Raw genomic sequence first — 25,506 nt, forward strand, 5'->3', positions numbered from 1 at the left:
ATATTGGTTATTTAATATCGCGTAATTTAAGTTGTAAGAAAACGGCACCTTGCCATTCGTTTTCATCAATAGAATAGACGGCACTAAATGTTGCTCTGTTTTTAATAACATCTAATTTATCTCCTAAACCAAAGCCTATACCAACAAAACTAATGTTATTATCTTGTTTAACGGTTACTCTTAAATGCTTATCATCTTCTCCAACACATTTGCCGTAACCGGTATCTTTTAAATTTTCGGTCATAAAAACAGGCATCATATTACCCGGACCAAAAGGCGCAAATTGTTTTAAAATACGATAAAATTTAGGCGTGATATCCTCTAAATTTATTTGAGCATCAATTTTAATTTCTGGTACTAATAAGCGCGGTTCGATAGTTTTAGAAACCACATCTTCAAACGCTTGTTTAAAAGCTTCGTAGTTTTCTTCTTTTAAAGTTAAACCTGCAGCATATTTATGGCCGCCAAACTGCTCGATGTGTTCGCTACAAGCTTCCAAGGCATTGTAAACATCGAATCCCACGACAGAGCGTGCCGATGCTGCCAATTTATCGCCGCTTTTAGTAAAAACCAAAGTTGGCCTATAGTAAGTTTCGGTTAATCTGGAGGCTACAATACCAATAACCCCTTTATGCCAATTTTCCTGATAAACCACCGTTGTTAACCGGTCTTTTTCGTTTAATTTTTCAATTAATTGCAAGGCTTCTTCGGTAATAAGTTTATCGGTTTCACGACGATCTAGATTATAATCGTTTATTTCGGCGGCGTATTTTTTTGCTAAATCTTCGTTGGTTTCGGTTAATAAAGTTACTGCGTAATTACCGTGCTTCATTCGTCCGGCAGCATTTATTCGAGGCGCCACAATAAAAACCACATCGGTAATTGTAAATTCATTTTTATTAACTTGTTCTAAAATAGCCTTAATTCCGGGTCTTGGATTTGAATTTACAACTTGTAACCCATAATAGGCAAGGACTCTATTTTCGCCAGTTATAGGAACAATATCGGCACCAATGGCTGTGGCAACTAAATCTAAATATTCTGTTAAATCTTCAACCGTTTTACCTTCGTTACTTGCTAAGGCCTGAATTAATTTAAAACCTACGCCACAACCGCACAATTCTTTATACGGGTAGTTACAGTCGCTTTGTTTGGCATCTAAAACCGCCACTGCATCGGGAATGGTATCGCCAGGTCTGTGATGGTCGCAAATAATAAAATCGATGTTTTTCTCTTTGGCGTAGGCTACTTTATCGAGGGCTTTTATGCCGCAGTCTAGAGCAATAATTAATGAAAAATCGTTATCGCTAGCAAAATCAATACCTTTAAAAGAAACGCCATAACCCTCGTCGTATCTATCGGGAATGTATGTTGCCACCTGTGGCGTACGGGTTTTAAGATACGAACTCATGAGCGCTACAGAAGTGGTTCCATCGACATCATAATCGCCATAAACCAAAATGTTTTCGTTGTTTGCAAAAGCCGCTTCAATTCTAGAAACAGCTTTATCCATATCTTTCATTAAATACGGATCATGCAGATGTTCCAGGCTGGGCCTGAAAAAATTTTTGGCATCATCAAAAGATTCGATACCACGTTGTAACAGTAAATTAGCCGTAATATCATCTACATTTAGAGCCTCTTTTAGGGCTTTAACTTTTGAAGGTTCGGGTTTTGGTTTAAGTGTCCAACGCATAAAGTAGGTCTAGAGGGCAACTTTTTAAAAAGTCTTTATTTATTATGATAATAGGTTTCTATGGATAAATCGGCAAACTGACGGAACATTTCCATCACACCACAATATTTTTCAACCGATAAATCGACTGCTTTTTGAAGTTTCTTTTCGCTTAAATTTGAACCATAAAAATGGAAAGCCATAATGACTTTATCATAAATTTTTGGATGCTCTTCGGTTAAATTAGCTTCGATTTCTATTTTAAAATCATCGACTTCCAACTTCATTTTTTTAATTAACGAAGCCACATCCAGGCCAGAACAACCTGCTAAACCAGAAAGCATTAATGCCTTTGGGCGATAGCCCTCGCCTTTGCCTCCGTTTTCTTCGCCTGCATCGATAAATAAATTGTGTCCCGATGGGTTGGTACTTTCAAACCGCATCTCGCCTAACCACTTGGTTGTTATATGATTTTTCATTGTTTTGAAATATATTTTATATCGTTTACTTTTCTGTTAATGCTTCACCATCAAAAACCAACCCATCAAACCCCGTTTTCATAAAGTTTCTAATGTTTTGATGCCCTGTACCGTTTGGATCGTTTAAAACATCATCAAAATAGAATTTCCCAAAACAAGCTAAGGTTTCCTCTTTAGTTAAGGCCTGTAATTTCGCAAAGGCAAATAATTTAGAAGATCCCGAATTTTCGCCCGCCTTATTTTGCAATGCGCCATTTTTAAAGGCGGTAGGTGTAAAATTATATAAGGTTTCTATTACGGCCATGGTTTCATTAAATTCTATGGCTTCTGGTGTGCTTTGTAACTTGTTTTTAAATGTTTCTAAAGTCATTTTTTTATGTCTGTTTCTTTTTTATTTACTTTTCCCAGCCACTACTATAACAATTTCTCCTTTGGGAGGTTTGTTTGTGTAATGCTGTAAAACTTCTTTGGCAGTACCTCGAACGGTTTCTTCGTATAATTTTGTTAATTCTCTGGAAACCGAAACCGCTCGGTCTTCGCCAAAATATTCGCAAAAATGCATTAAAGTTTTTATTAGTTTATGCGGACTTTCGTAAAAAATCATGGTTCTTGTTTCTTCGGCGAGTAATAAAAATCGGGTTTGTCGGCCTTTCTTTACGGGTAAAAACCCTTCGAAAACAAATTTATCGTTTGGCATGCCCGAGTTTACTAAAGCAGGAACAAAAGCGGTTGCTCCGGGTAAGCAATCGACCTCAATTTGATGATCTATGCAGGCGCGGGTTAATAAAAAACCCGGGTCTGAAATGGCCGGCGTACCAGCGTCGCTTATAAGTGCTACGGTCGTGCCCGACTGTATTTTTTGAATAATATGCTCTACGGTTTTATGCTCGTTATGCATGTGGTGCGATTGCATGTGCGTAGAAATTTCGTAATGTTTTAGAAGTTTTCCAGAGGTACGGGTGTCTTCGGCAAGGATTAAATCGACAGATTTTAAAACCTCAATGGCTCTAAAAGTCATGTCTTTTAAATTACCTATTGGTGTGGGTACTATGTAGAGTTTACTCATGTGTTAGCGGTTGAAATGGCATCCTTTTTTGAGGAACGAGAAAAAGATATAATGGAAAACGCGACCACGCTTTTTCGCGTGGTAACACCCAGAAAATTTAAAATTTACTTTCTATAATTTGTAAAAATCGAACTTCGAATTCCTCTTTGTTTGTCCAATTATTGTAATCGGGCTTCACTATGTTTTGAATAAAATTAAGCGCCTCGTCGTAACTATTAAAGGTGTTTAACTGCGATATAACGCGCTCGTAGTCTTCACTTTTACCCTCAAACAATTGTTTTATAAATGCAATTTTATCGTTAAGTCCAATGTTTAAACGCTTGTTTTTTATACTGTCGTTTAAGGACTTTTTTTCGTTAGATTTTGTAGTAACAGGGTCGAAAATTGGCATGGTTTTAAAGCCTTCTGTTAGATAATCTAAATCGTTTTTATGATGGTTTTCTTGTGGCAGGACTTCATTTAAAAAATCATCAATAACCTCCGATTCGTCGGGCATTTGGGCCACCATATCTTTAATTTTTTCGATAGCGGGCTCCATGATAGACTCTTGTTCAGACTCGTCTAAATTAACATATAACCTTCCTTCAACCTCAATGTTATCGCTTACTTTGTTATTAAAAGCGCTGTCTAACATATCGAAAAATGAAGAGTTGTTTTCTATGGAAGGTTCGGTTTCTTCAAAATTTTCGTGAGCAAATTTTAATACCGAAAGTTTTTCATAAAGCAAAGCAACTTCAGCATGCATTTTTATAACATCTTCTTTTCCTTTAAGTTTTAGAATTCTATGGGCAATACTTATTAAGTCGGACTCCAGCTTCTTCTTCATGGGATTATTTTAAAATTAATGTTCTTTTGGCTTTTGATTTTTAATAAATTTGCGTCACCTTTATAAAAACGAATAATCGCTTAAATTTAGTGTTAAAATTACAAAATGTTTCTTGAAAATACCGTAAATCATAAAGAACAATTTGGGTGGATAGAAGTTATATGCGGCTCTATGTTTTCTGGTAAAACCGAGGAGTTAATACGCAGGCTTAAACGCGCGCAATTTGCAAGACAAAAAGTCGAAATTTTTAAACCTGCTCTCGATACCCGTTATGATGAGGATATGGTGGTGTCTCACGATGCTAATGAAATACGTTCTACGCCCGTTCCTGCGGCAGCGAATATTCCTATTTTAGCCGATGGTTGTGATGTGGTTGGTATTGACGAAGCTCAGTTTTTCGATGATGAAATTATTCGTGTTTGTAACGATTTAGCCAACAAAGGCGTTCGGGTTATTGTTGCTGGTTTAGATATGGATTTTAAAGGCAACCCTTTTGGACCCATGCCAAATTTAATGGCAACTGCCGAGTACGTTACTAAGGTACATGCCGTTTGCACGCGCACCGGAAATTTAGCCCAGTATAGCTACCGCAAATCGTCTAGCGATAACTTGGTTCTTTTAGGTGAAGTTAACGAGTACGAACCATTAAGTCGAGCGGCTTATTATAAGGCCATGTTGCGCGACAAAGTTAGAAACATGAAAGTGAATGAGGCTGAAGAAATAAAACCTAAACCCGAAAATCCAGATGCCTAAAGCGCAAGAAACGCTACTTGAAATTAATTTAAGTGCCTTACAACATAATTACAATCATTTAAAATCTAGAATACAAAATGAGGCTAAATTTTTGGCCGTTGTTAAAGCATATTCTTATGGTAGCGATCCTTGTGAAATTGCCTTGTTTTTAGAAAAATTAGGTGTCGATTATTTTGCTGTAGCCTATATAAATGAAGGTGTTCAACTGCGAAATGCGGGCGTTACCAAACCTATTTTAGTATTACACCCACAAACCGTAAACTTTAATATTTTAATGGAGCATTATCTGGAACCCAGTTTATACAATGTGAAAATTTTAAAAGAGTTTATTGAGTTTGCATCGGCTCATAATTTGAAGCACTACCCTGTTCATTTAAAATTTAACACGGGATTAAACCGATTGGGTTTTTCTGAAAATGATATAAATATTATTACTGAAAGCTGCATGAATGCCAACAGTATTCATGTAACTTCCATGTTTTCGCATTTGGCGGCGAGTGAAGATTTAAATGAAAAAGCCTTTAGTTTAAATCAAATTGAATCCTTCAAGCGCATTTCTAACAATGTTATGGAACGTTTAGGTTACAAACCGATGTTACACATGTGTAATACCTCTGGGATTTTAAATTTCCCTGAAGCCCATTTCGATATGGTTAGAAGCGGTATAGGATTGTATGGCTTTGGAAATTCGGAAAAAGAAAACAAAAATTTTATACCCATTGGTACTTTAAAAACCATAATATCTCAAATTCACTTTTTAAATGAAGGTGATTCTTTAGGATACAACAGGTCTTTCATTAGCAAATCGCCTACAAAAACCGCCACGTTGCCCATTGGCCATGCCGATGGTATTGGAAGACAATACGGAAAAGGAAAAGGATACGTGATAATAAATAACAAACCCGCTTATATTATTGGAAATGTTTGTATGGATATGATTATGGTAGACATTACCCATATAGATTGCCAAGAAGGAGACGAAGTAATTGTTTTTGGTCCGCAAGCTAGTGCCGAGCAATTAGCAGAAACGGCACAAACCATATCCTACGAGCTTATAACCAGTATTTCACAACGTGTTAAACGTATATTTATTAAATAACATATTAACATTTGTTAACGTATTGTTTTTTTAACTATTTTAGTTCCTAATTAACCATTAAATTAAAATCATGTTAAAAGAATTTAAAGATTTTGCAATGAAGGGCAACCTTGTAGACATTGCAGTTGCATTTGTAATGGGTGCTGCTTTTAATAAAGTAGTTACTTCATTTACCGGAGGTATTGTTTCTCCATTAGTTGGATTAATTTTCAATTCAAACTTCAACGATTTAAAATACGTTATAACGCCAGGTGTCGTAGATGAAGCTGGGGCTGTTACAGGAGAAGTAGCCATTTTGTATGGTTCTTTTTTAACCAACGTAATCGACTTTATAATTGTTGCCTTTGTTATGTTTATGATTATTAAAGGCATCAATAAAACCAAGAAAAAAGAAGAGCCAGCTCCAGAAGCTCCAAAAGGTCCTTCTCAAGAAGATTTACTTGCTGAAATTAGAGATTTACTTAAAAAATAACAAAGTGTTAAATATATAACAAAGTGTTATTTCTTGTTAAAAAGCCTTAGTTTTAAAGAAACTAGGGCTTTTTTTTGATTTTAAAATAGAATTAATACTTAGTTTTGCGCAAGAATTTTTATAACACTTAAAAGTAAATTACATGAAAGTAGCTGTTGTAGGCGCCACTGGTATGGTAGGCGAAGTGATGCTAAAAGTATTAGAAGAACGTAACTTTCCAGTTACAGAGTTATTATTAGTTGCTTCAGAACGTTCTGTTGGAAAAAAATTAACATACAAAAATAAAGAATATACAGTTATAGGTTTAGCAGATGCTGTGGCAGCAAAACCAGAAATTGCAATTTTTTCGGCTGGTGGAGACACATCTTTAGAGTGGGCACCAAAATTTGCTGAAGCAGGAACTACCGTTGTAGACAATTCGTCTGCATGGAGAATGGATCCAACAAAAAAATTAATCGTTCCAGAAATTAATGCGAATCAATTAACCAAAGACGATAAAATTATTGCAAATCCTAACTGTTCTACCATTCAAATGGTATTGGCTTTATCTCAATTGCATAAAACTTATAAAATGAAACGTATTGTAGTTTCTACTTACCAGTCGGTTTCGGGTACTGGAGTAAAAGCTGTAAAACAATTAGAAAATGAAGTTGCAGGTATCGAAGGAGAAATGGCTTATCCTTACCCAATTGGAAGAAATGCATTGCCACATTGCGATGTGTTTTTAGAAAATGGATACACTAAAGAAGAGATGAAACTTGCTAAAGAGCCACAAAAAATATTTAACGATAAAACCTTTTCTGTAACGGCTACTGCGGTGCGTATTCCAACATCGGGTGGACATAGTGAATCTGTAAATGTAGAATTTGAAAATGATTTTACTTTACCAGATGTAAGAAGAATTATTAGCGAAACTCCAGGTGTTGTTTTACAGGACGATACATCTAAAAATGTATATCCAATGCCAATTTTTGCGCACGATAAAGACGAAGTATTTGTAGGCAGATTACGTAGAGACGAAACACAACCAAACACATTAAATATGTGGATTGTTGCCGATAACTTACGTAAAGGTGCTGCTACTAACGCTATTCAAATTGCAGAATATTTAATTGAAAATAAATTAGTATAATTACTTTATCAACTAAGCACCAAAATATTAAGCTTCTGTAAGATTTATACAGAAGCTTTTTTATTTAAATACCGTTACTAATTCAATAAAAATTCTTATCATTAAAAAGCAAATTAATTTAATCTATTACCATTGAAATGCCCAGAAACTAAAACTGTTAATGTTGTAGACACCTATTTTGGTATCGAGGTTAAAGACCCGTTTCGTTGGTTAGAAAACGATAGAAGTAGCGATACAGAAGCTTGGGTAAAAGCACAAAACGAAACCACCTTTAATTACTTAAAAACCATTCCTTATCGCGATGAGTTAAAAAAGCGCCTTTCAGATATATGGAATTACGAGAAACTAAGCGCTCCTTTTGTTGAAGGTGATTATACGTATTTCTCAAAAAATGATGGTTTGCAAAATCAAGATGTTATTTACAGACAAAAAGGGGACGAGACACCAGAAATATTTCTAGACCCAAATACCTTTTCAAAAAATGGCACCATAGCGCTTGACGGTTTAAGTTTTTCTGAAAACGGCAAAATATTAGCCTTTTCCATTTCGGAAGATGGCAGCGACTGGAGAAAAATTATCATTATAGATACCGATACAAAAAAGGCCATTGAAGACCCTTTGGTCGATGTTAAATTTAGTCTGATGTCATGGTTTAAAAATGAAGGATTCTACTATTCAAGTTACGATAAACCATCAGGCAGCGAATTATCGGCTAAAACCGACCAGCATAAAGTGTATTATCACAAACTAGGCACCTCGCAAAAAGAAGATGTTTTAATTTTTGGAGGTACAACAGAAGAAAAACACCGTTATATATATGCATCGGTTACCGAAGATAATCGGTATTTAATTCTAACACCAAGAATATCTACTACAGGAAACAAGCTTTTAATTAAAGATTTATCGAAGCCCGATAGCAGCTTAATTCCTATTCTAAATCATACCAACAGCGACACACATTTTGTAGATCATGTAGACGAAAGCCTTTTCTTAATTACCAATTTGAATGCACCTAACAAACGCTTGGTACGTGTCGATATTTCCAACCCTAGTGAAGACAATTGGATTGATGTCATTCCTGAAACGAATCATGTTTTAACTATTACTAAAGGAGGTGGGTATTTGTTTGCAAATTACATGGAAGATGCCACATCTAAAGTAAAACAATTCGATTTTTCAGGAACCTGCATCCGTGAGATTGAGTTGCCTGGAATTGGAACAGCCTTTGGTTTTTCAGGTAAAAAAAATGAAAGTACATTATACTTCACCTTTACCAATTATTATACACCACCTAGCATATATTCATATTCATCCCAATCTGGCGAGATTTCATTGTATTGGTCTCCAAAAATTGCTATCGATACCAATAATTACATCAGTGAGCAAGTGTTCTACAAAGCTTTGGATGGTACTAAAATACCCATGATAATAACGTATAAAAAAGGATTAAACCTAAATGGAAAAAATCCAACCATTTTATACGGTTATGGCGGATTTAATATTAGTCTAACGCCCGTATTTAGCGTTACCAATATTATTTGGATGGAACAGGGCGGTGTTTTTGCTGTACCCAACATTCGTGGTGGTGGAGAATATGGTCGCCAATGGCACGATGCCGGAACCCAGTTTAACAAACAAAATGTTTTTAATGATTTTATTGCTGCTGCAGAATATCTTATTAACAACCAATATACATCATCTGAATATTTGGCATTACGCGGTGGTTCGAATGGTGGCTTATTAGTTGGTGCGGTTATGACCCAAAAACCACAAATAGCCAAAGTAGCATTGCCTGCTGTGGGTGTTTTAGATATGTTACGCTACCATACTTTTACCTCAGGTGCCGGATGGGCTTACGACTACGGAACTGCAGAAGATAGTTTAGAAATGTTTAATTATTTAAAAAACTACTCTCCAGTGCACAATGTTAAAGAACATACAGAATATCCTGCAACCTTAATAACCACAGGCGATCACGACGACCGCGTTGTGCCTGCCCATAGTTTTAAATTTGCTGCAGAATTGCAATCCAAGCAATCTGGAAAGCATCCTACTTTAATACGAATTGAAACCAATGCGGGGCATGGAGCAGGTACGCCAGTAAATAAAATTATAGAACAATATGCCGATATATTTGCATTTACACTTTTTAATATGGGCTTCAAAGAATTGCCAAACAGCATGCATTAAATAACCAAACGATTTTACCTATTCTAATTAATCGTATTTTTGCCTAACTATGCTAACAGTAAAAAATTTAAGCTTTTCATATTCTAAAACACCGGTTTTAAAAGATATTTCTTTTGAAGTAAATCCAGGTGAAAACCTTGCAATTATTGGTGAAAGTGGTTCTGGAAAAAGCACTTTAATAAAATTATTATATGGCACCTTTGACGCCGATTTTGGAGAGATTTTCTGGAAACAAAACAGCATTTTAGGTCCTAAATATAATCTTGTGGTAGGCTATGATTTTATGAAATACGTAGCGCAAGAATTTGATTTGATGCCTTTTATTTCGGTTGAAGAAAACATAGGTAAATACCTTTCTAACTTTTTTCCTGAAGAAAAACAAGAGCGTACCAAAGAACTTATAGCTGTTGTAGAACTTACAGCATTTGCTAAAACTAAAGTGAAAAACTTAAGTGGCGGACAAAAACAGCGTGTTGCCCTAGCTCGTGCACTAGCCAAACAACCCGAAATAATATTACTAGACGAGCCGTTTAGCCATATTGATAATCACCAAAAACAAAGTTTAAGACGTAATGTTTTTAAATATTTAAAGGAAAAAAACATCACTTGCGTCGTTGCCACCCACGACAAAGACGATGTTCTTGGTTTTGCAGATAAAATGATTGTTTTAAACAACCAACAAATAGCGGTAAACGATAAACCTGAAACCCTTTTTAAACATCCGAAAACACCATTAATAGCAGCGTTTTTTGGTGAATTTAATATTATAAACAAATCTATTATTTACGCACATCAATTAAAGGTAGTTAATCATTCTCCATTAGAAGCCACCGTAATTCACAGCTATTTTAAAGGGCATTATTATTTAATTGAAGCCTATTTAGATAAGCAAACCGTATTTTTTGAACACCATGTTTTATTAGAAAAAAATACAACCGTTTATCTTAAAATTATAAAAGCAGATTAATACACCTCTAAAATATGTGTTGTTTGCCCTCTAAATTCAAAAGAGTCTCCAGCTTTTTTACCTAATAATAATTGGCCTATAGGTGTACTGGCAGAAATCGCATAAAACAGAGAATTGTCAACTTTTAATTCTCCTGCACTAATAGCTAAAAAATAATGTACTTTATTGGTAATAACAACACTACCCAACCCTATGGTTTCAGCGTTCTTATCGACAGATATTTTAGTTAAAACCTCTTTTGTTTTTTGAATCTCGGCAAGCTGATTACCCAACTTTTCGCGTTCTAATTGTAGCATTGCCCTGCCAGTTTCATGTTTGTCTCCGGCACTACTTTTAGTTTCTGATGTTAAGGATTCTTGAATTTCTGTTATAGATTTACTAATGGTATGTAACTTACTTTCTAAAAATGCTTCGCATTTATGATAAAGCATCGATTTTAGTGTCATGTTACTTTTCATAATTTAAAACACCTCCCCAAAACCCCATTTGTCTCATAATCCAAGCCTTTCTACCTTGTATATAAGGCGTTGCAGGTCTTGCTTTATATCGTAACGGATTGGGCAGTATGGCTGCAATCGCTGCAGCTTCCTGTTTGGTTAATTTAGCTGCCGGTTTTTTAAACCAGTATAATGATGCTGCTTCGGCACCATAAATTCCCGGTCCCATTTCGATACTATTTAAATAGACCTCCATAATGCGCTCTTTAGACCAAATCAGCTCTATTAAAAAGGTAAAATAAGCCTCTAATCCTTTGCGAAACCAACTGCGATGTGGCCATAAAAACACATTTTTAGCTGTTTGCTGGCTTATGGTGCTGGCGCCTCGAACCCGTTTACCTTTTTTATTGTAAGCCATGGCTTTTTCTATGGCTTTCATATCAAAACCATGATGTTTTATAAAGTTTTGGTCTTCGCTACAAACGACCGCCAATTGTAAATGTCTGGAAATATTTTCTAAAGGCTCCCAATCGTGTTTTAAAGTGTTGTTACTGTCTTCCTGAAAATACCGAATAACCATTAATGGCGTTATTGGCACTGGAACCCACTTAAACAATACAACCAAACCAATTGATATGGCTAAAAACCAAACAATTATTTTAAACAAAAATTTAAAAATGCGTTTCATAAAATATTATAATAATTCTGCTAAATCTTTACCCACTAAACTTCCTATGGCAACTCCCATACCTCCTAAACGAACCCTACAAAAAACATGATTTGAAATTTGTTTAACAATCGCTTTTTTCTGATTTCCAACCCCCATAATGCCACTCCATTTCATATCGATTTCTACAGGTACCGATGGCAAAATAGTCGATTTTAAAAGATGTTCTAAACTCTTTTGAATGAGAGTCGTTTCACCAAATTGCATGGTTTCTTCGGTTTTAAAATCTAAATGCCTACCACCGCCTAACAAGATTCGGTTGTCTATATTTCTAAAGTAATAATAACCTTTATTTAGATGAAATGTTCCTTTTATATGTAAATTTTTTATTGGTTTGGTAATTATTACCTGGGAGCGCGCTGGTTTTATATTAGGAATATGTAATTGTGAAGCAAATCCGTTGGTGGCAATGAGTAGTTTTGATGTTTTAAACTCGAATGTATTGGTACTAACCTTTACTGATGCTGCATCTTCAATATATTGATTTACAGTTATATTGTTAAGTATTTTAATGCCTTTAGAAAGTGTTTTCGTAAGTAAGGCAGCCATCATGTTACCGGTGTCTAACTGACCTTCGAAAGCATTGTAAAAAATGTGATTTTTAATGTTTTTAAATTGAAACGTATTGTCTTTTACACTAAAAACATTGGTGTTAAATACGGGCTTAAGTAGCTTGTTTATTTCTTCTTTTTTTGAATAACAGCTATCATACAACTCATCATTTGGGTCAAATAATTCGTAACCACCGTGGTTTTGATAATTAATGGCTTGATCGCCCAAGGTTTGTCTTAATAATTGCAATCCGTTATAGCGTTTTTCAACAAGCTGAAGCACCTCGGTTTCTGAATGTGTTTTTAAATCGTCTATAATTTCACTGAGGCTTCCAAAACAAGCAAATCCTGCGTTTTTAGTGCTAGCCCCTTGAGGTAAAAAGCCTTTTTCTAATATTAATATTTTAGCTTTTGGAAATCGCTTGTTTAGATGCAGGGCACAGTTTAAACCAACAATACCACTCCCAACGATAGTAAAATCTACATTGGTTAACCAGGATTGTATTTCCCAATAGGAAAGATTCATTTATTTGTTGGTTAGTTTACAGTAAAAGTAGTGAATTTGTTAATTGGTTGGCGTTTGTGTTAAGGATAGAAGTGGCATCCTTTTTAAAACTTATAAAAACCAACTATTGCTGTAACAACAGAACCGCATTTACCACGATACTTTGGCTTGTACTGTACTTGTTTTAAAAAGATATAACGGATAGCCTGACTTTTGCTTTCCTTTTTAAAAGCAAAAGTAACACCATAAAAAAACTCCGAAATAGCTTCCGGAGTTTTAAATATTTATTGTTCAACTTGTTTTTCCATAACAAAATCTTCCATGAATTTTGTGGTATAGTTACCAGCTAAATAATCTGGATGATCCATAAGTTGTCTGTGGAAAGGTATGGTTGTTTTAATGCCTTCGATAACGAACTCGTCTAAGGCACGTTTCATTTTATTAATGGCTTCTTCTCTGGTTTGTGCCGTAGTTATAAGCTTGGCAATCATAGAGTCGTAGTTTGGCGGAATGGTATACCCGGCGTAAACGTGGGTATCTAAACGCACACCGTGACCACCTGGAGCGTGTAATGTTGTGATTTTTCCTGGTGACGGACGGAAACCGTTGAATGGGTCTTCGGCGTTAATACGGCATTCTATGGAGTGTAATTTTGGTAAGTAATTTTTACCAGAAATTGGCACGCCTGCGGCTACTAATATTTGCTCTCGAATTAAATCGAAATCTATAACTTGTTCTGTAATTGGGTGTTCTACTTGGATACGTGTATTCATTTCCATGAAGTAGAAATTACGATGCTTGTCTACTAAAAATTCTATGGTACCCGCGCCTTCGTAATTAATGTATTCTGCAGCTTTTACGGCTGCAGCACCCATTTTAGCTCGAAGCTCGTCTGTCATAAATGGCGAAGGTACTTCTTCGGTTAATTTTTGATGACGACGTTGGATAGAACAGTCTCTTTCTGATAAATGACAAGCTTTACCTGTTGAGTCTCCAACAATTTGAATTTCGATATGTCTAGGCTCTTCAATAAGTTTTTCCATATACATATCGTCGTTACCAAAAGCGGCTTTACTTTCTTGTCGCGCAGAATCCCATGCGGCTTTTAAATCTTCTGGTTTAAAAACACCACGCATCCCTTTACCTCCACCACCGGCAGAAGCTTTTAGCATTACTGGATATCCTGTTTCTTTGGCTATTTTTTCGCATTCTTCGAAAGTGTTAATAACACCTTCACTACCTGGTACGCAAGGTACACCAGCAGCTTTCATGGTAGCTTTAGCGTTGGCTTTATCTCCCATGCGGTCTATCATTTCTGGAGAAGCTCCAATAAATTTTATACCGTGTTCGTCGCAGATTTTTGAAAACTTAGCGTTTTCTGATAAAAAACCATAACCCGGGTGTATGGCGTCTGCATTGGTAATTTCGGCTGCCGAAATAATGTTAGACATTTTCAAGTAAGACTCTGAACTTGAAGGAGGTCCTATACATACGGCTTCGTCTGCAAATTTAACATGTAAGCTATCTGCATCGGCTGTAGAATATACTGCTACCGTTTTAATGCCCATTTCTTTACAGGTTCTAATAACACGAAGTGCTATTTCTCCTCTATTGGCAATTAGTATTTTTTTAAACATAACGTTATAAATTAAAAATTTCAAATTCCAATCGCGAAATTCCAAATATGGGATTTTGAGATTTGTGTATTGGAATTTTTAATAGGTTATGACGGATCTACTAAAAATAATGGTTGATCGAATTCTACAGGAGAAGAATCGTCTACTAAAATTTTAACTATTTTACCTGAAACTTCAGATTCTATTTCGTTAAAAAGTTTCATAGCTTCAATAATACATAGCACATCACCCTCTGCAATAGTTTGTCCAACCTCAACAAATAATGGTTTATCTGGAGCTGGTTTTCTATAAAAGGTTCCAATTATTGGAGATTTTATGGTAATATATTTTGAATCGTTGCTTGCACTTGCTGCAGGCGCTGCTGTTTCTGCTGCTGGTTTTGCTTCTGCTACCGGAGCCGCCACTTGTTGTAATTGTGGTTGCGCAATTGGTGCATATTGAACTGAAGGAACATCTTGATCTGATCCTGTTTTAATGGTGATTTTAATATCATCCATTTCTAATTTAACCTCACTTGCACCAGATTTAGCTACAAATTTAATTAAGTTTTGAATCTCTTTAATATCCATAATTTTGCTAATTAATTATTCGTTTATTGAATTATATGCCCATTTTAAATAAATGGAACCCCAGTTGAATCCACCTCCAAAAGCTGCAAAAATAATATTGTCTCCTTTTTTTAGTTGAGATTCGTAATCGTTTAATAATAAAGGTAACGTAGCCGATGTAGTATTGCCATACTTGTGTATGTTAACCATAACTTTACTCTCGTCTAACTCGATACGTTGCGCCGTAGCGTCTATAATACGTTTGTTTGCCTGATGAGCAGCAAGCCAAGCCACATTATCTTTTGTTAAATTATTTCTTTCTAGTATTTTAACGGCTGCATCTGCCATGCTAGATACTGCATTTTTAAATACCGTTCTTCCTTCTTGAAAAGCATATTGACCACCATTGGCCATAGCTTCTTCTGTAATTGGAAAAGATGACCCACCGTAGGTTGCCTGTAAAAACTCTCTACCAGTACCATCACTTCTTAGGTACTCATCTTTTAAACCTAAACCTTCTTCGTTTGGTTCGAATAAAACAGCACCAGCACCATCACCAAAGATAATACAGGTTGCTCTATCTTTATAATTGATAATTGATGACATTTTATCGGCACCAATTAAAAGTACATTTTTATATCTACCAGACTCAATATAACTGGCCGCTACAGACATGCCATACAAAAAACTAGAACATGCTGCATCCATATCGAATGAGAAAGCATTAACAGCGCCAATTTCTGAAGCAGTAAAAGCAGCTGTTGAAGCAGCTTTCATATCTGGCGTTGCAGTTGCAACAATAACAAGTTCTATAGTTTCTGGGTTGATTCCTTTTTTGTTGATAAGGTCTTGGGCAGCTTTAATAGCTAGGTAAGACGTACCTTTACCGACGTCTCTAAGTATGCGACGTTCTTTGATGCCTGTTCTAGAGGTTATCCATTCATCATTTGTATCAACCATCTCCTCAAGCATTTGATTGGTTAATATATATTCTGGCACATAAGCGCCAACAGCCGTAATCGCCGCTGAGATTTTACTCATAACTTTGTAGTTAAATTGACCAAAAAATCATTAAAATTGAACAAAAACACTCTAATTTTTATGAAAACTACTAATTTTTCATGAAATATTTTACAAATTACGTGTTTTTATGGTTTAGAAAAAGCATATCATAAAAAAAACGCTCACATGTGAGCGTTTTATTATATGCGTGCATAATAATTATGCTACGTTGTCTACAGCTTCTGAATTGTCAATTAAAACTTGACCTCTGTAATATAACTTTCCTTCATGCCAGTGAGCTCTGTGATATAAGTGAGCTTCTCCTGTTGTTGGGCATGTAGCAATCTGTGGCGCAGTTGCTTTATAATGGGTTCTTCTTTTATCTCTTCTTGTTTTTGAGATTTTTCTTTTAGGATGTGCCATTTTCTATATTTATTTATCCGTTAATAGTTTTTTTAATGTATTCCAACGAGGATCAATATCTTCCTCAATTTTATTCTCTTTTTCGCCTTTTGGGCTTAATTCTTCTAGTTTTTTAAGTATTTCAGAATCTAGTGTACCATCTTTAACCCCAGGGTGTACCCTTTTAATTGGCACAGATAATACGATTAATTCGTAAATGTATTGCTGAACATTAATTTCGTAAGTTCCGTGAGGCACAATAAGAATGTCTTCATACTCATCGTTATACTCATCACCAAACTTAACTACTAAATCGAACTCATTTTTTATGGGTTGATTATAAGGTTCGTTTGTTAAATCGCAATTAACATTTACAAATCCTGATATTTTAAAGTTTAATTCTAGTAACGTCGATTTTTTCTCTAATATTAAATCAACATCTACATTGACATCATTAAACTCTTCATACTCAAAATATTCAAAGAACGCTTTCTCAATTTTATAGTCAAAATGATGCTTCGCTATCTTTAGCCCTACAAATGGAATTGTAAACTCTTTTAATGGCTTCATTATCACATCTATTTTGAGCCTGCAAATATATAAATTTTTATTTAAGCACCACTACTTATAAACATTTTTTTGTTTATATCTTTTTAGACTGCTTTTTCAGGGCGTTTTCTGTAAGTTCCTTATAATCAAATCTGTTTTTATAAATTTGAATAGCCGCATAAACCGCTTCTTTAAATGAATTTTCATCGGCCTGCCCTTTTCCAGCAATTTCGTAGGCAGTTCCGTGGTCTGGAGAGGTTCTAACTTTACTTAAACCTGCTGTATAATTTACACCCTGACCGAAGGATAAGGTTTTAAATGGAATTAATCCTTGATCGTGATAAGATGCAATAATGGCATCAAAATTTTTGTAATTATTAGAACCGAAAAAACTATCGGCAGCGTAAGGACCGTATACTAATTTGCCTGTTTCTTTAATTTTTTGAAGCGTTGGCCTTAATACCGTGTCGTCTTCATTTCCTATAACACCGTTGTCTCCTGTATGCGGGTTGATTCCTAAAACAGCAATTTTTGGTCTTACGATATTAAAATCTTTTTGAAGCGATTCGTAAACAGTGTTTATTTTATTTGTTATTAATGTTTCAGAAATATGATTTACAATATCTTTAACAGGAACATGATCTGTAAGTAAACCTACGCGCAAGGTATCTGTTATCATAAACATTAAACTTTCGCCTTCCAATTCTTGGGCTAAATAATCGGTATGTCCCGGAAATTTAAATGCTTCCGATTGGATATTATGTTTATTTATTGGTGCTGTTACAAGAACATCTATTAAATCGTTTTTCAATGCTTTTGTTGCTGCCTGAAGCGATTTTATGGCATATTCACCAATTTTTAAATCTTCTTTACCAAAATCGATTGTTACGGGTTCGTTCCAACAATTAAATACATTAAATTTTCCATCAATAATCTGATCTAAATTATTGACAACATTAAAATTTATTTCAGAATTGAAATGGGTTTTAAAGAAATTCATAACTTTTGATGAAGCAAACACAACGGGCGTACAGAAATCTAGAATACGAGGGTCTTCAAACGTTTTTATTATAATTTCGCCGCCAATACCATTTAAATCGCCAATGGAAATTCCAACTACTATATTTTCTGCTTTCTTCATTAGAAATGATAACTTTTGTTTGTAATTTTGATGTTGCAAATTTAGTTAAATAAACAAACCATAATTATGTTTACAGGAATTATTGAAAATATTGGTGTAATTACTAATTTAAAAGACGATTTAAACAACCTTCATATCACCGTAAAAAGCACTTTAACTCCCGAACTTAAAATAGACCAAAGCGTCGCACATAATGGCGTTTGTTTAACAGTAGTTGCTATTAATAATGATGAATACACGGTAACTGCCATTCAAGAAACTTTAAATAAAACCAATTTAGGCACTTTAAAAATTCATGATAAAGTTAATTTAGAACGTGCTATGAAATTAGGCGATCGCCTAGACGGTCATATTGTTCAGGGGCATGTAGATCAAACAGCCGTTTGTGAACATGTTGAAGAGACCAATGGAAGTTGGATATTTACCTTTAAATATGATAGCTCACTCAACAATATAACTATTGAAAAAGGTTCGGTAACAGTAAATGGCGTGAGTTTAACCGTTGTAAATTCTAAAAAAGATGGTTTTAGTGTAGCTATTATTCCTTACACTTATGAACATACTAACTTTAATACTTTTAAAAAGGGCACTGTAGTAAACTTAGAATTTGATGTTTTAGGCAAGTATGTATCTAGACTTATGGAACTTAATGCTACTAATTAGTACTTTTCGCTGAAAGCTTTTTTATTACGCCATAAATAAGAGCAATACCAAAAACAAAAAGTAACCAGCCATCAATAGGTAATCCAGGTGGTGGTGGTGCTGCCGGTGGTGGTGGAACAGACCCACCTTGAGAGAATGACGCCAAACTTATTAATGCAAATAAGGTTGAGGTTAATGTTCGTTTATTTAGTAATTTCATGGGACACAAATTTATAAAAAAAAAGGAACCTAGAAAGCATTAAAACTTATTAATGAACGCAAATTAACCGCTAAAACGTTAAAAAATACGCTTAAATACATTTTTGAGGTTAATGTAATACATATTATTAATGTTTTAATAGGTATTTGCTTCAAAAAAATCCCTAATTTTTTATAATGCAAAACAAATATATGTTTTTTTAAACTAAAAACCAGCTAAAATAGAATTCGTTAAGCTATTCTTGGGAGGAGGAAAAATTATAAGCTTAAAAAATTTATTACTGTGTAAAATTTTAACTTATATTCTTCTTTGAATAAAAAAGCCCTGCATCTCTGCAAGGCTTCTGTTTAAAGGTGGTCCCACCTGGGCTCGAACCAGGGACTTTCTGATTATGAGTCAGATACTCTAACCAACTGAGTTATAGGACCGAAATCGGCTGCGAATTTAATACTATTTTTAATACTCTACAAGAAATTTATTCTTTTAAAATAATTTCTTGACAAAGTTCTACAAGAACGCCTTGTGTCGACTTAGGGTGCAGAAAAACAACTCGTTTATTATCAGCGCCTTCTTTAGGATTTTCGTTTATAATCTCGAAGCCTTCTTTTTTTAATCTTTTTATTTCTGCTTCTAAATTATCAACTTCAAAAGCGATATGATGAATCCCTTCGCCCCGTTTTTCTATAAATTTAGCAATAGGACTGTCTAATGTTGTGGCCTCTAATAATTCTATTTTATGCTCGCCTATTTTATAAAAAGCCGTTTTTACGCCCTCGCTCTCGACCAGCTCGGTTTTATAACTTGGTACCCCCAATAATTTATGAAATAAACTATTTGATGTTTCTAAGTTTTTCACCGCAATTCCAATGTGTTCAATTTTTTTCATTTAACCACGCTTTATCCTAAGATACAAATTTTGCAAACCAAATGTAACATAATCTTTAAATATGCTGTATTTTTGCCCAGTAAACCTATAAATAGGTGATAATTATGAGTAACGTAGAGGAAAGTCAAAGACAAAAAAAAATAGGATCTGTTTTACAACGCGATTTAGTAGATGTTTTACAAGGTGCTGCAACCCAAGGAGGGCTTCATGGTATATTAATTTCGGTTTCTAAGGTAAAAGTAACCGTCGATTTGGGTGTTGCAAAAGTTTATTTAAGCATTTTCCCTAACGATAAAGCGAAAGAATTATTAGAAGGTATAAAATCGAATACGCCTTTAATTAGACATGAACTGGCACAACGAACAAAGCACCAACTTAGACGCATGCCGCATTTAGAATTCTTTATTGATGATTCTTTAGAGTATATCGATAAAATAGATAAATCCTTAAAAGGAGAAGAAAACCCTATTAAAGACCCAAGTATTTTAGACAAAAGAAAAAAATCGTAATTGAACTTTCCGTTATATATAGCAAAACGTTATTTACGCTCTAAAAGCAGTAATAATGCTATTAATTTTATTACAATTATAGCGGTTGTTGGTATTATTCTAGGTGCCGCATCGCTGTTTATTGTGCTTTCTGGTTTTGCGGGTTTAAAAGCATTTACCCTGGAATTTTCGAGTCAGGTGGATCCCGATTTAAAAGCCGAAAGTACGGTTGGTAAAACTTTCGAAATAAGTGCAACCGAAATCGAGCAACTTAAAAAAATAAAAGGTATTGCTCATTTTTCTAAAACATTAGAAGAACGTGTTTTAATAGCTTCAAACAATAAAAACACTTTAGCAATTCTAAAAGGGGTCGATGGCGCTTACCAAAACGTAGTTGCGATAGACTCTATTATAGACACGGGAATCTGGCTAGAACAAAATGCTAAACAAATAGTTGTAGGTTGGGGCGTATCTAACAATTTATCATTGGGTATTTTAGATTTTACAAAACCCATTAATATTTATGTACCAAAACCAGGAAAAGGACAAATAACCTCAACAAAAAACGCCTTTAATACGGTTGATGCCATAAATGTTGGCGTATTTTATATAAACGAAAAACTTAACGACAGTTATGTTTTTTCGTCTATAGATTTAGCACAAAATTTACTTAATTACCAACCCAATCAAATATCGGCAATAGAGTTTAAAATTAAAGAAGACGCCATTTTAGAGGATGTTAAAAATGATATTTCTAAAATATTAGGCAACAAAGTGGTATTAAAAAACAGAGAACAGTTAAACGATGCGCTTTACAAAATGCTAAACACCGAAAACTTAGCGGTATATCTTATTTTTACTCTTGTTTTAATTATTGCCTTTTTTAACGTTATTGGCTCGTTAATTATGATGATGCTCGATAAAAAAAGAAGTTTAAACACGCTCTACAACATCGGGGCTACAGTTAAAGATATAAGAAGTATATTTTTCTACCAAGGGAGTTTAATGAGTGTTGTTGGTGGCTTTATTGGTTTAATTCTGGCGTTACTTATAACCTTACTTCAAAAATGGTTTAATTTGGTAATGATTACCCCAACGCTGCCCTACCCGGTTATAATAAAATTTGAAAACATTATAATTGTATTTATTACTATTTCGGTTTTAGGTATCATGGCTTCAAAAATTGCATCGGTAAGAATTACAAAATCGTTAGTTGAAACCCATTAATTTGGGTAAGTTGTCATAAAAAAATGGCAAGCAGGCTTTACTCGTTGTTTTTTTGAATAATATATTGTTGAATATACATATTTCGGCAGGCGCATTTTATTTGTAAAGTGTAAATAAAAGAGCTCCAATTAAGTCTTAATCCTTATCGCTACCTAACACGGCAGTGTAGCTAATTATTAAAGTTTTAGACCTAACCTTCCCTGATGGCTCGCAAAAGCGATAGTAGTGGCAGCTTTTGTAAAAATTTAAATCTATGATTTTTACAAAACTACAACCCTTCGTCTGCGCTCAGGATAAACTACTAGCGCGGTGGCTTGCCATTTGCCATTAAAATTAACTTATTCGGTAAATTGAAAATCGGAAAAATTATGTAAAACCTCATCGAAAGCTGCAAAAACATCTTCGGCTTTATCGCTGGTTACCATTTTGGTACGGTAATCTTTAAAATGTGGAATGCCTTTAAAATAATTGGTGTAATGGCGGCGCGTTTCGAAAACACCCAAGGTTTCACCTTTCCAGTCTATAGACATTTGCAAGTGCCTTCGGGCTGCTTCCACACGCTCTTGAATGGTTACGGGTTCGAGATGTTGGCCGGTTTTAAAATAGTGTTTTACTTGTTTAAAAAACCACGGATTTCCTATGGTAGCACGGCCTATCATGCAGCCATCTAAGCCGTATTGATCGCGCATCTCCATGGCGCGTTCTGGGGTGTCTACATCGCCATTTCCGAATACGGGAATGTGCATGCGTGGGTTATTTTTTACTTGGGCAATGGGTTTCCAGTCGGCATTTCCTTTATACATTTGGGCTCTAGTACGTCCATGTATTGCAATGGCTTTACAGCCTACATCTTGCAAGCGCTCTGCAACCTCAACAATACGAATGGAATCGTGATCCCAACCCAAACGGGTTTTTACGGTTATGGGTATGTTGGTGCGTTTTACCATTTCGGCAGTAAGTTGCTCCATTAAACAAACATCTTTTAAAATGCCTGCTCCAGCGCCTTTACTTACTACTTTTTTTACGGGACAGCCAAAATTGATATCGATAATATCGGGCTTAGACTCTGAAACGATATCGATGGTTTGTAACATGCTATCTAGGTTAGATCCGAAAATTTGAATCCCAACAGGACGTTCTTTTTCGTAAATATCTAACTTCATAACACTTTTTGCAGCATTACGTATTAAGCCTTCGCTTGATACAAATTCGGTATAAACCACATCGGCACCTTGTTCTTTACACAAAGCACGAAATGGCGGATCACTAACGTCTTCCATGGGTGCTAACAACAATGGAAAGTTTGGAAGTTCTATATTACCTATTTTTACCACGTTACAATTTTTGGGCAAAATTACATTTTTTTAATTGAATAATACGTATGTTTTACCACTGGAACACCAGTTGTTGTTATTCCTTCTAAAGAAACTTTTACTTTAGTTTCTAATTCTGTATTAAAAAAAGTTGCCGAAAAGTTGCCTGTTTTATCTAGGTGCGCATAAGGATTCCAATAAATGGTATTTCTAACAGCGTCTTTATTATCTTTAAAATAATTTGGGGCATTTAAATCTGGTGAATAAAAAATCTTCGCTTCATAAAAGCCATCTACTTTTTCTGATATGGAATGATATTGCTTTTTCTCTGAAACATTATCTGTACTGTCTTTTGAGTAAATGGCAATAACACCATTTGCAGCAACAGATCCATAAATTGCCGCAGAGGGACCTTTTATGGCATCAATTTTTTCTACATTATCTGGTTGTATATAGGATAATTGCGAAGCGTCGTTTAATGGAAATCCGTCTAATATAATAAGAGCAGCACCATTATACCTTGTAAACCTTATAGAAGTGCCATCAACAATTACGCTTGGAATAGTCATTTGTATAAATTGAAATATATCATTCGTTATTGGCGATTTTTCGTCTACAACATAACTGTAATCGGGTATACCATACAAACTTGTGGTTTTTGTTTTTTTTGTTGCTATAATTTCTACCTCATCCAAGACATTTTCTAAGGCGACACCGTAATTAACATATTTTCGTAAAACAGCTTCTTTTATATCTTTAAAAGTAGAATCTATAGGTTTAACAGTAATATTAGTTTTAAAGTTAATAGGAAGTGGTGGTTGGTCTATGGGATATAAAATTATTTCGCCTTTGGCTTTTCCCTTTTTGTTTACCGTATTAAGAAACATGTTTGTTTTTCCCTTGAAATATAAATTAACAAAACTAAACTGCCCCAAAGTGTCTGTTTCGGTATTTTCTATTTTTAAGCCGTTAGCATTCATTAAAGCTAAAGTAACATTGGCACCTTCTTTAGCCTTTTTACCAAATAATTGTTTTACGCGACCCGAAATAGATATACCTTTTTCAAGCGCATAAGGTTTTGTTTCAGTTCTTTCGGGAATGGTTTTCCATAAAAAATCACGCCAACCTTGGGTTAAAAGCAATAAGTCTAAATGTTCTAATCGTTTGGTGTTGGTACTATCAAAATAATATCCCGGATTGTTAACTCGTCCTTTAATATCAGATTCCATTAAAAAATAAGAACATATTGTTGAAACGTTTTTATCCAGTGCATCTGCACCATTAGTATCTGTAACACTTACCGAAAAGCTAGCAGGTAAAACATCGCCGCTTTTTGTTTTAGCTTTCAAATTTAATATTGCTTTTTCGTTGGGAGCATACGTGCTTTTGTTGGTGTTTAAAGTGACTTCAAAATCATGTTTTTTGTTATTGTAAACCAATCGTTCGCTGTGTGGAATCTTGTTTTCATCATGAAGTGTCATTTGAATAATCCCTTCTGGAAAATTATCGGTTGGTATTTGTAAAGATGTCGTTATGTTGGTTATTTGATGGGTGCCTTCGAGATAAGATATCCCACGGCTTTTACAAACAAAACTTAGGATTGGATTTGGATTATTATCTAAGGTTTCTTGGTTGGTTTTAATTATTAAAATAGATTTATCATTAATATGCCTATAACCCAACACATAGCCTGTATTTAATGCTTTTGGCAACGGCACTTTTATTTCTAAGCCATTGTTTTGAGTTATTAAAGCATGATATTCCATATCTTTTTTAGGAATAAATTGAAATTTTCCCATACCGTCGTGCAGACTTAAAAACAAGGTAATTAATACGCCATTAGAGTCAAAAATTTTACCTTTTACCAGTATGGGTTGTCCGTTGCTGTCGGTAGCTTTAAAGGCAACAATACTGGATACGTTTTGTATTAAAGAGCCGCCTTCAGGAAAAAAATCGAACTGAAAGGTTTGGGCTTCTGTTTCTTTTAATTGCTTTGAATTGGATGCTTTCTCTTTTTTTTGATTGTTATCTCTTATTTGATTATTTAAATCGAAGGCGTTTAAAATATTTATTTCTTTTTTGAAAACAAACGAATCTCCAAAATTTCTATTCCAATTAGTGTAAGCTCTTAGTTGATATAAACCTGGCTTTTTTACACCAAGACTATCTGCTAACGTAAAATCGCCATTACCTATCCCTTTAACTAATTCAATTTTATTTCTAGCTATAATTTTCGAGTCGGGTGCAATAAGTTCTACATACAAAACTTTGCTATTATCAAATAAGAAATTATTAAACGCATAAACGTTATAGGCCTTAAACCACAACGTCTCTCCTAAAAAATAGGTGTCTCTATCGGTATGTAAATACGTTTTTTCAATATTTGGAACTGTTTTATTTTCTTGGGCTATAACCTTTGTATTAAATATAATTAATAGAAAAATGACAGGAAAAAAGCGTTTTATATTTTTTAATAAATTGTTCAATATTTGGTTTTTTTAATTTTAATAATTCAACCTTCTATTTACTTTAAAATTAAGATATAAATAACTTATTTAAGATTAATTTTTTT

27 protein-coding genes and 1 tRNA gene are annotated in these 25,506 nt (G+C 34.6%); 9 read left to right on the forward strand and 19 right to left on the reverse strand.

All coding sequences use genetic code 11. The annotated features are described in order from the left end of the window. Positions 1-7: 7 nt before the first annotated feature. The 5 genes from recJ to AW14_RS04700 form a co-directional block, all read right to left on the reverse strand. Positions 8-1,696 (reverse strand): single-stranded-DNA-specific exonuclease RecJ, encoded by a 1,689-nt coding sequence (recJ, locus tag AW14_RS04680; protein WP_044637764.1) that lies wholly within the window; start codon positions 1,694-1,696, stop codon positions 8-10. Positions 1,697-1,731: 35 nt separating this feature from the next. After that, entirely contained in the window at positions 1,732-2,154 is a 423-nt protein-coding gene (locus AW14_RS04685) for an OsmC family protein (RefSeq protein ID WP_044637765.1), read from the reverse strand. Positions 2,155-2,179: 25 nt separating this feature from the next. Further along, the gene (locus AW14_RS04690; protein ID WP_044637766.1) at positions 2,180-2,524 is read right to left on the reverse strand and encodes a HopJ type III effector protein; all 345 of its coding nucleotides are present in this window, start codon (positions 2,522-2,524) and stop codon (positions 2,180-2,182) included. Positions 2,525-2,545: 21 nt separating this feature from the next. Next, positions 2,546-3,220 (reverse strand): 16S rRNA (cytidine(1402)-2'-O)-methyltransferase, encoded by a 675-nt coding sequence (gene rsmI / locus AW14_RS04695; RefSeq protein ID WP_044637767.1) that lies wholly within the window; start codon positions 3,218-3,220, stop codon positions 2,546-2,548. A gap of 97 nt (positions 3,221-3,317) precedes the next feature. Beyond that, the gene (locus AW14_RS04700; RefSeq protein ID WP_044637768.1) at positions 3,318-4,046 is read right to left on the reverse strand and encodes a hypothetical protein; all 729 of its coding nucleotides are present in this window, start codon (positions 4,044-4,046) and stop codon (positions 3,318-3,320) included. A 105-nt stretch (positions 4,047-4,151) separates the two neighbouring features. Between AW14_RS04700 and AW14_RS04705 the strand changes: the two genes are divergently transcribed. The 6 genes from AW14_RS04705 to AW14_RS04730 all read left to right on the forward strand — a co-directional run bounded on the left by AW14_RS04705 (position 4,152) and on the right by AW14_RS04730 (position 10,659). Then, positions 4,152-4,799 (forward strand): thymidine kinase, encoded by a 648-nt coding sequence (locus AW14_RS04705; protein WP_044637769.1) that lies wholly within the window; start codon positions 4,152-4,154, stop codon positions 4,797-4,799. Beyond that, complete coding sequence (gene alr / locus AW14_RS04710) at positions 4,792-5,898, forward strand: alanine racemase (protein ID WP_044637770.1); 1,107 nt, start codon at positions 4,792-4,794, stop codon at positions 5,896-5,898. The genes AW14_RS04705 and alr overlap by 8 nt, the downstream gene beginning before the upstream one ends. A 70-nt stretch (positions 5,899-5,968) precedes the next feature. After that, the gene (gene mscL, locus AW14_RS04715) at positions 5,969-6,370 is read left to right on the forward strand and encodes a large conductance mechanosensitive channel protein MscL (protein ID WP_044637771.1); all 402 of its coding nucleotides are present in this window, start codon (positions 5,969-5,971) and stop codon (positions 6,368-6,370) included. Positions 6,371-6,512: 142 nt separating this feature from the next. Further along, positions 6,513-7,502: an aspartate-semialdehyde dehydrogenase gene (locus AW14_RS04720; RefSeq protein WP_044637772.1), complete on the forward strand. Its 990-nt coding sequence runs from the start codon at positions 6,513-6,515 to the stop codon at positions 7,500-7,502. Between the two features lie 132 nt (positions 7,503-7,634). Continuing rightward, positions 7,635-9,692, forward strand: coding sequence for a prolyl oligopeptidase family serine peptidase (locus tag AW14_RS04725; protein ID WP_084708769.1), 2,058 nt, complete (start codon positions 7,635-7,637; stop codon positions 9,690-9,692). Positions 9,693-9,741: 49 nt separating this feature from the next. Further along, positions 9,742-10,659: an ABC transporter ATP-binding protein gene (locus AW14_RS04730; RefSeq protein ID WP_044637773.1), complete on the forward strand. Its 918-nt coding sequence runs from the start codon at positions 9,742-9,744 to the stop codon at positions 10,657-10,659. On the opposite strand, the gene AW14_RS04735 is transcribed toward AW14_RS04730, so the two are convergent. The 9 genes from AW14_RS04735 to pdxA all read right to left on the reverse strand — a co-directional run bounded on the left by AW14_RS04735 (position 10,656) and on the right by pdxA (position 18,158). Next, positions 10,656-11,117: a 3-oxoacyl-ACP synthase gene (locus AW14_RS04735; protein ID WP_394330369.1), complete on the reverse strand. Its 462-nt coding sequence runs from the start codon at positions 11,115-11,117 to the stop codon at positions 10,656-10,658. The two genes, AW14_RS04730 and AW14_RS04735, sit on opposite strands and share 4 nt — an antisense overlap. Continuing rightward, the gene (gene mtgA, locus AW14_RS04740) at positions 11,107-11,784 is read right to left on the reverse strand and encodes a monofunctional biosynthetic peptidoglycan transglycosylase (protein WP_044637774.1); all 678 of its coding nucleotides are present in this window, start codon (positions 11,782-11,784) and stop codon (positions 11,107-11,109) included. The genes AW14_RS04735 and mtgA overlap by 11 nt, the downstream gene beginning before the upstream one ends. A 6-nt stretch (positions 11,785-11,790) precedes the next feature. Next, positions 11,791-12,900: an NAD(P)/FAD-dependent oxidoreductase gene (locus AW14_RS04745; RefSeq protein WP_044637775.1), complete on the reverse strand. Its 1,110-nt coding sequence runs from the start codon at positions 12,898-12,900 to the stop codon at positions 11,791-11,793. A gap of 263 nt (positions 12,901-13,163) precedes the next feature. Next, positions 13,164-14,516, reverse strand: a complete 1,353-nt coding sequence (gene accC / locus AW14_RS04750; RefSeq protein WP_044637776.1) for an acetyl-CoA carboxylase biotin carboxylase subunit — start codon at positions 14,514-14,516, stop codon at positions 13,164-13,166. Between the two features lie 86 nt (positions 14,517-14,602). Continuing rightward, positions 14,603-15,085, reverse strand: a complete 483-nt coding sequence (accB, locus tag AW14_RS04755) for an acetyl-CoA carboxylase biotin carboxyl carrier protein (RefSeq protein ID WP_044637777.1) — start codon at positions 15,083-15,085, stop codon at positions 14,603-14,605. A gap of 15 nt (positions 15,086-15,100) precedes the next feature. Continuing rightward, complete coding sequence (locus AW14_RS04760; protein WP_044637778.1) at positions 15,101-16,105, reverse strand: beta-ketoacyl-ACP synthase III; 1,005 nt, start codon at positions 16,103-16,105, stop codon at positions 15,101-15,103. 180 nt (positions 16,106-16,285) lie between these two features. After that, complete coding sequence (gene rpmF / locus AW14_RS04765) at positions 16,286-16,489, reverse strand: 50S ribosomal protein L32 (protein WP_044637779.1); 204 nt, start codon at positions 16,487-16,489, stop codon at positions 16,286-16,288. 9 nt (positions 16,490-16,498) lie between these two features. After that, the gene (locus AW14_RS04770; protein WP_044637780.1) at positions 16,499-17,038 is read right to left on the reverse strand and encodes a YceD family protein; all 540 of its coding nucleotides are present in this window, start codon (positions 17,036-17,038) and stop codon (positions 16,499-16,501) included. A 73-nt stretch (positions 17,039-17,111) separates the two neighbouring features. Next, entirely contained in the window at positions 17,112-18,158 is a 1,047-nt protein-coding gene (pdxA, locus tag AW14_RS04775) for a 4-hydroxythreonine-4-phosphate dehydrogenase PdxA (protein ID WP_044637781.1), read from the reverse strand. A gap of 66 nt (positions 18,159-18,224) precedes the next feature. Between pdxA and AW14_RS04780 the strand changes: the two genes are divergently transcribed. After that, positions 18,225-18,821: a riboflavin synthase gene (locus AW14_RS04780; RefSeq protein ID WP_044637782.1), complete on the forward strand. Its 597-nt coding sequence runs from the start codon at positions 18,225-18,227 to the stop codon at positions 18,819-18,821. Here the strand turns inward: AW14_RS04780 and AW14_RS04785 are convergent. The 3 genes from AW14_RS04785 to mce all read right to left on the reverse strand — a co-directional run bounded on the left by AW14_RS04785 (position 18,814) and on the right by mce (position 19,906). Next, positions 18,814-19,020: a hypothetical protein gene (locus AW14_RS04785; protein WP_044637783.1), complete on the reverse strand. Its 207-nt coding sequence runs from the start codon at positions 19,018-19,020 to the stop codon at positions 18,814-18,816. The genes AW14_RS04780 and AW14_RS04785 overlap by 8 nt on opposite strands. 354 nt (positions 19,021-19,374) lie before the next feature. Then, positions 19,375-19,448 (reverse strand) — tRNA-Ile (locus AW14_RS04790). 47 nt (positions 19,449-19,495) lie between these two features. Continuing rightward, complete coding sequence (mce, locus tag AW14_RS04795) at positions 19,496-19,906, reverse strand: methylmalonyl-CoA epimerase (RefSeq protein WP_044637784.1); 411 nt, start codon at positions 19,904-19,906, stop codon at positions 19,496-19,498. Between the two features lie 104 nt (positions 19,907-20,010). Here mce and rbfA point away from each other — a divergent pair, with 104 nt between their 5' ends. Together rbfA and AW14_RS04805 are read left to right on the forward strand one after the other, a co-directional pair. Then, on the forward strand, positions 20,011-20,415 hold the full coding sequence (gene rbfA / locus AW14_RS04800) for a 30S ribosome-binding factor RbfA (protein WP_044637785.1): 405 nt from the start codon (positions 20,011-20,013) through the stop codon (positions 20,413-20,415). After that, a complete protein-coding gene (locus tag AW14_RS04805) occupies positions 20,416-21,621 on the forward strand; it encodes an ABC transporter permease (protein WP_044637786.1) in 1,206 nt (401 codons plus the stop codon). Positions 21,622-21,959: 338 nt separating this feature from the next. Here the strand turns inward: AW14_RS04805 and dusB are convergent, their stop codons facing one another. Together dusB and AW14_RS04815 are read right to left on the reverse strand one after the other, a co-directional pair. Next, positions 21,960-22,955: a tRNA dihydrouridine synthase DusB gene (dusB, locus tag AW14_RS04810; protein WP_044637787.1), complete on the reverse strand. Its 996-nt coding sequence runs from the start codon at positions 22,953-22,955 to the stop codon at positions 21,960-21,962. Positions 22,956-22,975: 20 nt separating this feature from the next. Beyond that, the gene (locus AW14_RS04815; protein ID WP_044637788.1) at positions 22,976-25,420 is read right to left on the reverse strand and encodes a TonB-dependent receptor plug domain-containing protein; all 2,445 of its coding nucleotides are present in this window, start codon (positions 25,418-25,420) and stop codon (positions 22,976-22,978) included. Between the last annotated feature and the right edge of the window lie 86 nt (positions 25,421-25,506).

It is taken from the genome of Siansivirga zeaxanthinifaciens CC-SAMT-1, assembly GCF_000941055.1.
Lineage (GTDB): Bacteria > Bacteroidota > Bacteroidia > Flavobacteriales > Flavobacteriaceae > Siansivirga > Siansivirga zeaxanthinifaciens.

Excerpts from the sequence above, each read along its gene's own strand:
- recJ (WP_044637764.1), bottom strand. The coding sequence starts at position 1,696 with ATGCGTTGGACACTTAAACCAAAACCCGAACCTTCAAAAGTTAAAGCC.
- AW14_RS04685 (WP_044637765.1), bottom strand. The coding sequence starts at position 2,154 with ATGAAAAATCATATAACAACCAAGTGGTTAGGCGAGATGCGGTTTGAA.
- AW14_RS04690 (WP_044637766.1), bottom strand. The coding sequence starts at position 2,524 with ATGACTTTAGAAACATTTAAAAACAAGTTACAAAGCACACCAGAAGCC.
- rsmI (WP_044637767.1), bottom strand. The coding sequence starts at position 3,220 with ATGAGTAAACTCTACATAGTACCCACACCAATAGGTAATTTAAAAGAC.
- AW14_RS04700 (WP_044637768.1), bottom strand. The coding sequence starts at position 4,046 with ATGAAGAAGAAGCTGGAGTCCGACTTAATAAGTATTGCCCATAGAATT.
- AW14_RS04705 (WP_044637769.1), top strand. The coding sequence starts at position 4,152 with ATGTTTCTTGAAAATACCGTAAATCATAAAGAACAATTTGGGTGGATA.
- alr (WP_044637770.1), top strand. The coding sequence starts at position 4,792 with ATGCCTAAAGCGCAAGAAACGCTACTTGAAATTAATTTAAGTGCCTTA.
- mscL (WP_044637771.1), top strand. The coding sequence starts at position 5,969 with ATGTTAAAAGAATTTAAAGATTTTGCAATGAAGGGCAACCTTGTAGAC.
- AW14_RS04720 (WP_044637772.1), top strand. The coding sequence starts at position 6,513 with ATGAAAGTAGCTGTTGTAGGCGCCACTGGTATGGTAGGCGAAGTGATG.
- AW14_RS04730 (WP_044637773.1), top strand. The coding sequence starts at position 9,742 with ATGCTAACAGTAAAAAATTTAAGCTTTTCATATTCTAAAACACCGGTT.
- AW14_RS04735 (WP_394330369.1), bottom strand. The coding sequence starts at position 11,117 with ATGAAAAGTAACATGACACTAAAATCGATGCTTTATCATAAATGCGAA.
- mtgA (WP_044637774.1), bottom strand. The coding sequence starts at position 11,784 with ATGAAACGCATTTTTAAATTTTTGTTTAAAATAATTGTTTGGTTTTTA.
- AW14_RS04745 (WP_044637775.1), bottom strand. The coding sequence starts at position 12,900 with ATGAATCTTTCCTATTGGGAAATACAATCCTGGTTAACCAATGTAGAT.
- accC (WP_044637776.1), bottom strand. The coding sequence starts at position 14,516 with ATGTTTAAAAAAATACTAATTGCCAATAGAGGAGAAATAGCACTTCGT.
- accB (WP_044637777.1), bottom strand. The coding sequence starts at position 15,085 with ATGGATATTAAAGAGATTCAAAACTTAATTAAATTTGTAGCTAAATCT.
- AW14_RS04760 (WP_044637778.1), bottom strand. The coding sequence starts at position 16,105 with ATGAGTAAAATCTCAGCGGCGATTACGGCTGTTGGCGCTTATGTGCCA.
- rpmF (WP_044637779.1), bottom strand. The coding sequence starts at position 16,489 with ATGGCACATCCTAAAAGAAAAATCTCAAAAACAAGAAGAGATAAAAGA.
- AW14_RS04770 (WP_044637780.1), bottom strand. The coding sequence starts at position 17,038 with ATGAAGCCATTAAAAGAGTTTACAATTCCATTTGTAGGGCTAAAGATA.
- pdxA (WP_044637781.1), bottom strand. The coding sequence starts at position 18,158 with ATGAAGAAAGCAGAAAATATAGTAGTTGGAATTTCCATTGGCGATTTA.
- AW14_RS04780 (WP_044637782.1), top strand. The coding sequence starts at position 18,225 with ATGTTTACAGGAATTATTGAAAATATTGGTGTAATTACTAATTTAAAA.
- AW14_RS04785 (WP_044637783.1), bottom strand. The coding sequence starts at position 19,020 with ATGAAATTACTAAATAAACGAACATTAACCTCAACCTTATTTGCATTA.
- mce (WP_044637784.1), bottom strand. The coding sequence starts at position 19,906 with ATGAAAAAAATTGAACACATTGGAATTGCGGTGAAAAACTTAGAAACA.
- rbfA (WP_044637785.1), top strand. The coding sequence starts at position 20,011 with ATGAGTAACGTAGAGGAAAGTCAAAGACAAAAAAAAATAGGATCTGTT.